A 9,231-nucleotide genomic window follows, 5' to 3' on the forward strand; every position below is an offset into this window, starting at 1 on the left:
CGCCCTCGCCACGGTCTCGATCTCGCTGGCGCTCGGCACGGGCGTTTCAATAACGTTGCTGATTTTCTACGAGCAGTCCTTGATGATCACTCGCGGCGCAAGGGGAAAATAGCGCTAAGCAAGAAATTTTAAGCAGGCGCGGCGGGTAAATTTAAATTTATCATCTTCGCTAGCGAGATAAAATTTTATAAATTTATCGCCCTTTCTGCGAAAGTAAAATTTAGTTATATCCACCATTTATCGCTCCTTATCCAATATTTGTTTTATTGTTTTCTCTTTTTCATCGTAGTAATATCCCATATAACTCAAAAGCGTATTTCTGCGACCCAAGACACATTTGTTGCATAATTATAAGAAAGATAAATGCTATAATTAGAATGTATTAAAATACTACAAATTTCTTAGAAAGGACTTGAAATGGCTTTAACAGAAGAAGATATGAAAATGTGGCAGGGCGTGAGCGATCATTTGACGCGAATGGAAAACAACGCCGAATATCGCAAGAAAATAGAAAAGCAACTTTATCGCGGTGCTCCAAAAAAGAGTATTGAAAGAATACGACAAGCAGGTATAAGAAATAGCCAATCAAAGTTAGTAAGCGCAATAAAAAAGATTGATTTCAGCTCTAATGCCGAATTGATAAAAATTCAAGACGAAGCGATTGTCCTTGCTGAAAATTCTTTGGAGGATTTTTTAAAAGAATATAATGAGCACCCTAATACCACAGGTGGTCGTTATATTTGTTCCGATACATTCAAAGAACTTTTTCCTTGCTTTGAAGCAAAAGAAAATAGGGCTCTAGTAAATGACGCGATACATAATTCCTCCGCTGTTTTGGCGGCGACGCAGTTTGAAGAGGTTCTGAAGCGCGATGAACCTAATAAAACCAAAGCAATTTTTATCACCGGAATTCCTGGAGCCGGAAAAACAACCTCGGTTAAAAATTTTATGACCAATGATAAAGTTAAACTTATTTTTGAAGGGCAGTTGGCAAACCCGGCGCCGACTATCCCAAAAATAGAGCAATGCTTGCAAAAGAAATTAGACGTTACAATTGCTGCAGTGCATATAAAGCCCGAAAAGGCTTTAGACAATACTTTTAAGCGCTTTAACGAATATGGGCGCGGCGGGAGTATTGAAGTTATGTCTAGCATCCAAGGCAACTTGCCGGATGGCTTAAAAAAGCTAAAAGAGCATTTCGGGGATAAAATTAATATTATCGCCATTGATAGAAATAGCGATAGGAATAAAATTTTAACTGATGAAAAAGAGATCTACAAATTAATCAGTATCGGCTCAAAAGAGGAAATTTTTAAACGTTTAAAAACGAAATTAGACCAAGATTTTCAAAAAGGCAGAATCGACAAAGCTTGTTTTGCTCAGGCGAATGAAACGAAGCTAAATAAAATTATGTCTATCCGAACCCATTAAGCCGAGATCGCAAAATTTAAAAGTGAGCTATAGTAAAATGCACGAGCAATATAGCCTTAAGACTTAATCCGCGATAATTTTAGAATGTCTCAAATATCGTTAAATCAGGGCTTTTCTCGATCCGCTTCGGCAAATTTTATCTCAATGCTTCATAGGTATTCGGCTCTCTTGCGCCGCTCGTCGCACCTCTATCGCCAAAGTAAAATTTAGCCGAGCTTTTCTGACTTAAACGCCCTTTTTACCGTCATATAAAAGCCACTAAAGATAAAAAGCGCCATACAAAGCGAAACGAGCGACCATAAAATTTTACCCGCGAGCCCAAAAAAATAGCCCGTGTGAAGCTGATAGTTCGCGTCTTTAAACTCGCCCACGGTGATACCGTCCGTTTGCTTCTGCTCCGCGACCTTGCCCTCCTTTAGCTTCACACTCACGCCTTTTGGACGCGCAGTGGCAGGCGCATCAGGCTCGTAGTATCTGATGCTCATCTTATCTCCGGCTGCGAGCATTAGGGTAAATTCTTTATACTCTATGCCACTTGATCTGAATATCTCATAAGCCCTCTGCGCGTCGCTAAATTTATACGTAGCGGGCTTTTTGCCCTCCTCTTTAGCAGGTGCAGCGGCGTGATCTTTAGAAGTGGCGGCTTTAGGTGCGCTAGCTTGCGGCAAATTTTGCGAACTTACGAAAAGCTTCATCACGGCATCGTTATACCAGCTATACGACCAGTTAAGCCCGGTTAAGCAGATAAGCAGGTAAATCACTGCACTTAGCGAGCCTAGGCTCGTGTGTAGGTTATAAAAAAGAGCGTATTTTTTGAGTTTAAAATTTGGCTTTATAGCTTCGATAAATTTGCGCCTAAGCCTTGGGAAATGCAGCCAGACGCCGCTTATTACGAGAAGTATCATCGCCACGACACTCGCGCCTACGATCTGTTTACCGACCTCGCCTGCAGTTTTGTTGCCGCTTAGCGCTAAACCCAAATTTCGGTGCAGAGACATCACCGTTAGCACAAAGCCCGTGCCGCGATCCTTGCCGATGATCTGCGCGGTGTACGGATCGATCAGATACGCATCATTTCTATTTGCGTAAACGACGAAGGCTTCGTCATCGCTTTTGGGCACGACGAGGCTTACGGGCTGCTTAACGCCCGTTTGCTCGCTAAAGCTTTTTAAAATTTTCTCCACGCTTTGCATTTCGCCCGTCTTTTCGACCTTTTTAGAGCCCGCGTTTATTAGCGCCTCAAGCTCGTGCTGATACGACAAAATCGCGCCCGTAACGCCCATGACAAGCAGCGGGATAGAAAAAACGATCGATAAAATAAGATGGACGTTAAACAAAATTTTATTACGCTTCAAAAACGAGCTCATTGTAGATCCTTGCGAGATAAATTTAATTTTTATTTGATTGAGGTTCGCAATTATATTGTGCGATTTTAAATATTTAGATAATTATCATTAAGATTTAGACCGCGAAATTTTAAGGCGTGTTATGATATCACAAGAGCGCCTAGGTACCTCGCGCAACGTCATAAACCGCGCACTTTAGGATCTCAAAGCCAAAATTTAATCCGCCTTTCGCGCGGCAAGATGACGCCGGTGAGGTAAAATTCTAAGCGCGATTTATAAAAAACGCGCTTAGAATCTCGTAAATTTAGAAATTTTGCGCTAAAATTGCCAAAGACGCGAGCTTGCGTAATCCAAAAGAAACAAGGTCATTATTATGTCGCAAAGTATAGTCGAGTTTGCTACGATAATCCTTTATGTTACGATAGGCTTTTGCCTTCTTGTTTCATTGCTTGATAAAAACAGATCATTCAAAACCGTAGATCACGGAACTCTGTTTATCTCCACCGATCCGCTTTTAAAAATGCAGATGTTTATAATATTCCTAAGCTTCGGCGTAGTCACTCTATCCAGCTCGCACGTAGCAAAACACAATGGCAATCCGATACCCTGCTTTTACACCCACGATAAAATTTGCTCGCAAGAGTACAAAGCGGCAGGCATAAATTTAAGATGCTTTGAAGAAGGCGATCCCAGATGCATAGACGGATATCTGCAAATAAGCAAACCCAGGCTAATACTCGGCAAAATCATATCTGTCTGCGCCATAATTTTTTCTTTTGTCGTGCTAATTCAAAAAGGAATTAGAATAGATAAAAGCGGCATCTGCAAAGAATGGGAGGTTCTGCCGTTTAGGCATACGGAAAAGATATACTTTGACGAGATGAACTACGCCACATGGTTTATAAGAGGCGTAAAAATAATCAGCATACGAGGCAAAATTAGCGGCGTTAAATTCGGGGCGGGATATTTGTATGCACAAAAGGATATAGATTTTTTGCAAAATTTTATATTAGAAAAGCTAGCTGAAATTTCAAAAGCCGAAGCAGCCGAGCAAAACGCCTAAATTTAAATATATCGTCGTAAAATATCCGAAGTGAAAGGAGCCGCATGAGGCTTTTGTATTTTGTACTTTTTGCAAATGTAGTGCTATTTGTATTTTGTGGTTTAAAAAGCTTTCTGTTTAAAAGTAGTGCTTCTTATAAAACCATGCAAAAGGGCGTCTGGCTCATATCGCCTAATCCTGTATCCAAATTTACGCTCGTCATATTTCTTTTATCTTGGGGATCGATAGTGGCGTTTGACGAGCCCTGGATAAAAAGGATAAAAGGTAAAGGTAAAGTTACATGCTTTGACACAAGCGATCCTTTATGTATAGACGGCTTCTTGCACAGAAGTGGCGATGAGACCGCACTCGTGATCGCTATGGGCATTGTTTTGATACTTATATCGCTATGGCTATTAACCGAAAAAGGGATCATCATAGACAGCCGCAGTATAAGGAGAGAATGGGAATGTTTGCCGTTTAAATTTAGCACAAAGATCGATATAGAAAATGCCCTTATGGAAAAAGGGATGAGGGGCGAGATGCCGATTTTAAAAATAAAAGACGGGCAAAGTGGCAAAAATTTCACGCTCTCATTCCCATACGCACAGCAAGATATAAAATTTATCGAAGCAGAGATAAGAAAGAGGAGCTATAAGATGATAAAATCAAAAGAGGCGAAGGCTCCCCTCAAATCCGCGCTCAAAAAAACTATAAGCTTAAAAGGCGCGAATGAGCGCGCAAACATAGAAATTCTAAAAAACGACAAAGAGGGAGCGGGCGATTAAATTTTAAATTTAGCCACGCGCGAGCAATAGCTATGAAAATTTATGACAAGCCGTAGCAAGGCGGCGTAGTGATCGCGCGAGTAGTAGCCGTAAAATTTGCGCGTAGCGAAACGGCGGCAACAAGTGCGCGAACAAGTGCGCGCAAGCCCAAAAAAAATGAGCCCAACGCAAGCGCCCGTAAGCCCAAAAAGACGAATCCAAAGCAAGCCTAAAAAGACGAGCCGGGCGCTTAAAATTTAACTCGCGATCTTAAAAAACCAAAATTCCAAACCGCTCCGTCAAAATCGTCAAAATTTAGCCTATTTTTTACCTAAAATTTCGTAAAATTACGACTTTAAATTTTCAAAAAGGACACAGATGAATAAAAGTTCGGAATTCAGAGCCGACGTCGGAATGCTCTTCGTGGCGATCGCTTTTGGGCTCGGGTATCTGCCCACATCGCAGGCGCTTGCGAGCAACAACGTCTTCGTGCTGCTATTTTGGCGCTTTTTCGCCGCGAGTATCATCGCAGGCGCGATATTTTTCCCGAAGCTCAAGACCATAACTTCGCGCGAGATCAAGCACGGCGCGGTGCTTAGCCTGTTTTTATTCGCAGGTTTTACGTCGCAGACCTTCGCCTTTAAATTTGCGCAAAGCTCCTCCGTGGCGTTCATCATCGGTCTAAACGTCGCACTCGTGCCCTTCATCGCCGCGGCGCTGTTTAGGCACAAAATTTACTCCTACGCCTACGCTGGCATCGCGCTTGCGATCGCTGGGCTCTATCTCATCGGCGACACGCAGCTAGGCCTCGGCAAGGGTGAAGCGCTGGCGCTAGTCTGCGCGTGCGCGTATTCGTTTCACATCGTGCTGACCAACCGCTTCGTGCAAAGCTGCGACGTAGCGGGCATCGCCTACGTACAGATCCTCTGCCTAAGCGCGCTTTGCTGCTTCGCGACGATCTTTTTTGAAAGGGTCAGCATCGTGCCGGTGATGGACCGAAGCTTTTTCGTCGCGATGGCGGTGATCTGCCTGCTGGGAACGGTTTTTGGCTTTTTCGCGCAAGCCTTGATGCAAAAATACACAACGCCCGTCAAAACCGCTCTGTTTTTCACGCTAGAGCCCGTAACGGCGGGCATCATGGGGGTATTCGTGGGCGGAGAGAGGCTGAGCGCGATGCAAATTTTAGGCGCGGCGCTCATCCTCGCAGGCGTCTTAATAAGCGAGATCGGAAGCTACCTCAGCGCAAAACGGAGCAGATCCGCAGGCGCTTGATTTTGCGGCGGCGTAAATTCCATAAATTCCACGCCACGTGGAATTTTGCGTCGTAAAATTCCACGCTGCATAAATTTGCACGCGAAATTCCATATCGCATAAAATTCTGTGCCTTAAAATTTCGCGGTGAAATTCTGCGCCGCGCATAATTCTATATCGCGTGGAATTTTGCGGCGCCGTGCGCAAAGATACGTTAAAATTCCACGACAAAATTTCGTATTAAAATTTACGTAGCAGGGGCGTGCGGCGAAGCTTTAGCGATAAAATTTCATTGCTTAAGCGATACAATAGTAAAATAACAAAATTTTAACAAAGGAGCCCCTATGAAAAAAATCATCCTTCTTGTTGCCGCGCTTGCGGGCATATTGTTTGCCAAAAGCGTAGAGCTCGCCACACCGCCCAATCATAAAGACGGCGTAAATCACCTAGAATTGGTGCTGATCTTAGATAAATCGGGCTCGATGAGCGGGCTTGAGAGCGATACGATCGGCGGATTTAACTCGATGATAGAAAAGGAGCGCAAAGAGGGCATCGACGCGAGCGTCACGACCGTGCTTTTCGATACGAAATTTAATGTCATCCACGACCGCACGCCGCTTGCGAAGGTCGAAAATCTAACGTCCAAGGAGTACTACGCCGGTGGCAACACCGCGCTACTTGACGCCGTCGGCAGCACGATAGCACGTATCGAGCGGGTACCAGACATCTATGCCAAAAACAATCGCGTGCTTTTCGTCATCATCACCGACGGGCAGGAAAACTCGAGCCGCGAATACTCCAAAGCGCAGATCAAAAAGATGATTAGCGACAAGCAGGAAAAATACGACTGGGAATTTATCTTTTTAGGCGCTAATATCGACGCCGCGAGCGAAGCACAAAGCATCGGCATTAAAAGCGAAAATGCCCTAAAATACGAGAATTCCAAAGAGGGCGTGAGTAAAAATTTCGAAGCGGCGGCTGAGGTATCCAAGGACGTAGCGACCGATAACAAAGCCAACTCGAAATGGCGCGACAAGGTGCTTCAGGACAAAAAATAGCAAAGCACAAAGCAATGCGCGCTAGAAAATGAAGCGCCGCCGTTAAAACGAGCTTTTGCGCTAAATATTCAGCGCAAAAACACAGACGGTAGCGCAAAATAAGCTTTAGTAAAACATGGGCGGCGGCACGGAAACAGATAGTGCGCCGGGTCGCTTGCCGAAAAATTTAACGCGAATATGTGCCGCAAGAAAAATAGGCGCACGAGGAAAAAACGGCGCTAAGTGAAGCCGAAAACTCCGTGAGCTTAGCGGTACGGCGCGCGTATTGATTTTTACTCGGCACATTTTAAAATTTTATTTTGACTTTTTCATGCGCCGCGCGGTATTGCTTTTACCGGCGCTGCTTTGTGCGGCGCGGAAACGCAAATTTGCTCGCTAAATTTAAACGCTTCGCGCAGGCATCATTAAATTTGATGCGCTAATTTTGCAATTTTGCAAGCGAGGCTAAATTTAATTTAATACGCGTAAACAAAATTTTCTAGTCTAAATTCAGACGCTTCGCGAAGGGCGCCGAATTTGCAGCGAGCAAACCGCATTTCGCAGAGAAAGCTAAATTTACGGCGCGCAAATTCCATATTTTGTGAGAAGCGCATAAATTTTGCCTTTCGCAAGTGATAGCTAAATTCCGCCTTTCGCAAGCGGCGCTAAATTTTAAAATTTCGCCGCCGCAAAACGGGCTCAGCCAATAAGCGCGGCTGAATTAAAATTTCGTAAATTTAACTAGGAGGAAGCTTATGAGGGTATCAGAGATCGACACGCCGGCGCTACTGATTGATCGCGAAATCGTGCTTCGCAACCTGCAAAAGATGCAAAGCTACACAGACGCCGCAGGCGTGAGCCTGCGCCCACACACTAAAACGCACAAAATGCCCTATTTCGCGAAGCTGCAAGAAAGCCTCGGCGCTGCGGGCATCACGGTCGCCAAAACGGGCGAGGCCGAGATCATGGCGGCAAACGGGCTAAAAGATATATTTATCGCAAACGAGATCGTGGGTGAGCTGAAATTTCAGCGCATCATCGCGCTTTTGCGCGCGGGGGTAAACTTAAGCTTCGGCGCAGATAGCATAGAGCAGGCGGGCCTGATAGAGCGCGCCTTTGAGCGCAGCGGCACGAAGGCCTGCGTGCTTGCCGAGATCGAAGTGGGCGAAAACCGCTCGGGCTTTATAGAAAAGCAAGATTTCGCGGCGTTTATAAAATTTCTAAAAGGCTGCAAAAATATAGAATTCCGCGGCGTATTCTCCCACGACGGCCACTCCTACAAGGCCGCTGATAAAAGCGAATGCGAGCGCATCCACCTAGCCGCGCAGCGCCGCACGCTGGAGTTTGCGGATATCGCGCGCGAGCTAGCTCTGCCCGCACGCGTCGTTAGTATCGGCTCGACGCCCTCGCTCATCAACGATTTTGAAATTTTAAAGGGCGTCACCGAGATCCGCCCGGGCACATATATCTTTATGGACGCCTCACAGGCGCAGGCGTACGGCGATTATTCAATGAACGCCGCAAGCATCCTTACGACCGTCATCAGCAGACCTACGGCGGATCGCATCATCACCGACGTCGGCGCCAAGGGGCTCACGCAGCAAAGGCGCACCGAGGGCTTTACGGCAACGCCCGGGCTCGGACGCATAAAGATAAAGGGCACGGACGTGTGGATAAAGGGCGTTTACGACGAGCATGCGATCATCTACGACAGAGCGCTGCGAGACGCCGTGCGCGTGGGCGATCGGCTTGAAATTTATCCGAACCACATCTGCCCCGTCGTAAATTTACACGAGTTCGCCTACCTCGTTAGCGGCGGCGAGGTCATAGAAAAGATCGCTGTGCTATGCAGGGGCAAACTGCAATGAGCGGGCAAATTTAAAGGTGCGGCGAGATAAAATTTAGCCTCTAATCTAGGGCGCGGCCAAATTCAAGACGCGAATTTATCGCCGCTCAGGCTGCGGCACAAAGCGCGCCGAATTTGACAACGAAATTTAACGAAAGGCGAAAATGAGGCTTTGGACGATAAACTTTAAATATCTCGACGCAAAGGGGCTAGTCGCACTTTGGCGCGAGGCGCTGCTAGCTAAAAACGTGCTGGCGGGGCTAACTAAAGGCTACAAAAATCACCCGCAGCTTGACCGCTTTTACGCGCATGAAAACGCGTGTGAGGCGATAAATGCGTATCTGGCGGAGGTTTATGCGCAGGCCTGCGCTCGCGGCTATAAATTTGACGCGGCAAAAGTAGGCGAATTTGACGAGCGAAATTTAGCCAAAATAGCCGTCACTCGCGGACAGATAGAGTATGAATTCGCCTTTTTGCAAGAGAAGCTAAAATCACGCGATATCAAGGCTTA

9 protein-coding genes and 1 pseudogene are annotated in these 9,231 nt (G+C 45.8%); 8 read left to right on the plus strand and 2 right to left on the minus strand.

Annotated elements, in window-relative coordinates:
- Positions 1-112 (plus strand): annotated as a pseudogene (locus Q0369_RS01650) (threonine/serine exporter); the annotation flags it as partial.
- A gap of 2 nt (positions 113-114) precedes the next feature.
- Here Q0369_RS01650 and Q0369_RS01655 read toward each other — a convergent pair.
- Positions 115-237 carry a hypothetical protein gene (locus Q0369_RS01655; RefSeq protein WP_298095093.1) on the minus strand — a complete coding sequence of 41 codons (123 nt, stop codon included), beginning with the start codon at positions 235-237 and terminating at the stop codon, positions 115-117.
- 180 nt (positions 238-417) lie between these two features.
- On the opposite strand from Q0369_RS01655, the gene Q0369_RS01660 reads away from it, so the two are divergent.
- Positions 418-1,431, plus strand: a complete 1,014-nt coding sequence (locus Q0369_RS01660; RefSeq protein WP_298095096.1) for a hypothetical protein — start codon at positions 418-420, stop codon at positions 1,429-1,431.
- Between the two features lie 206 nt (positions 1,432-1,637).
- On the opposite strand, the gene Q0369_RS01665 is transcribed toward Q0369_RS01660, so the two are convergent.
- Positions 1,638-2,798, minus strand: a complete 1,161-nt coding sequence (locus tag Q0369_RS01665; protein WP_298095100.1) for a PepSY domain-containing protein — start codon at positions 2,796-2,798, stop codon at positions 1,638-1,640.
- A gap of 352 nt (positions 2,799-3,150) precedes the next feature.
- Between Q0369_RS01665 and Q0369_RS01670 the strand changes: the two genes are divergently transcribed.
- The 6 genes from Q0369_RS01670 to Q0369_RS01695 form a co-directional block, all read left to right on the plus strand.
- The gene (locus tag Q0369_RS01670) at positions 3,151-3,840 is read left to right on the plus strand and encodes a hypothetical protein (RefSeq protein WP_298095103.1); all 690 of its coding nucleotides are present in this window, start codon (positions 3,151-3,153) and stop codon (positions 3,838-3,840) included.
- A gap of 44 nt (positions 3,841-3,884) precedes the next feature.
- A complete protein-coding gene (locus tag Q0369_RS01675) occupies positions 3,885-4,607 on the plus strand; it encodes a hypothetical protein (RefSeq protein ID WP_298095106.1) in 723 nt (240 codons plus the stop codon).
- Positions 4,608-4,964: 357 nt separating this feature from the next.
- On the plus strand, positions 4,965-5,858 hold the full coding sequence (locus Q0369_RS01680) for a DMT family transporter (protein WP_298095109.1): 894 nt from the start codon (positions 4,965-4,967) through the stop codon (positions 5,856-5,858).
- Between the two features lie 323 nt (positions 5,859-6,181).
- A complete protein-coding gene (locus tag Q0369_RS01685; protein WP_298095118.1) occupies positions 6,182-6,895 on the plus strand; it encodes a vWA domain-containing protein in 714 nt (237 codons plus the stop codon).
- A gap of 734 nt (positions 6,896-7,629) precedes the next feature.
- Positions 7,630-8,742: an alanine racemase gene (locus Q0369_RS01690; protein WP_298095121.1), complete on the plus strand. Its 1,113-nt coding sequence runs from the start codon at positions 7,630-7,632 to the stop codon at positions 8,740-8,742.
- A gap of 142 nt (positions 8,743-8,884) precedes the next feature.
- The coding region (locus tag Q0369_RS01695; protein ID WP_298095124.1) for a pyrimidine dimer DNA glycosylase/endonuclease V at positions 8,885-9,231 on the plus strand (347 nt) is incomplete at its 3' end.

The sequence above is a fragment of the uncultured Campylobacter sp. genome, from assembly GCF_938030685.1.
GTDB lineage: Bacteria > Campylobacterota > Campylobacteria > Campylobacterales > Campylobacteraceae > Campylobacter_B.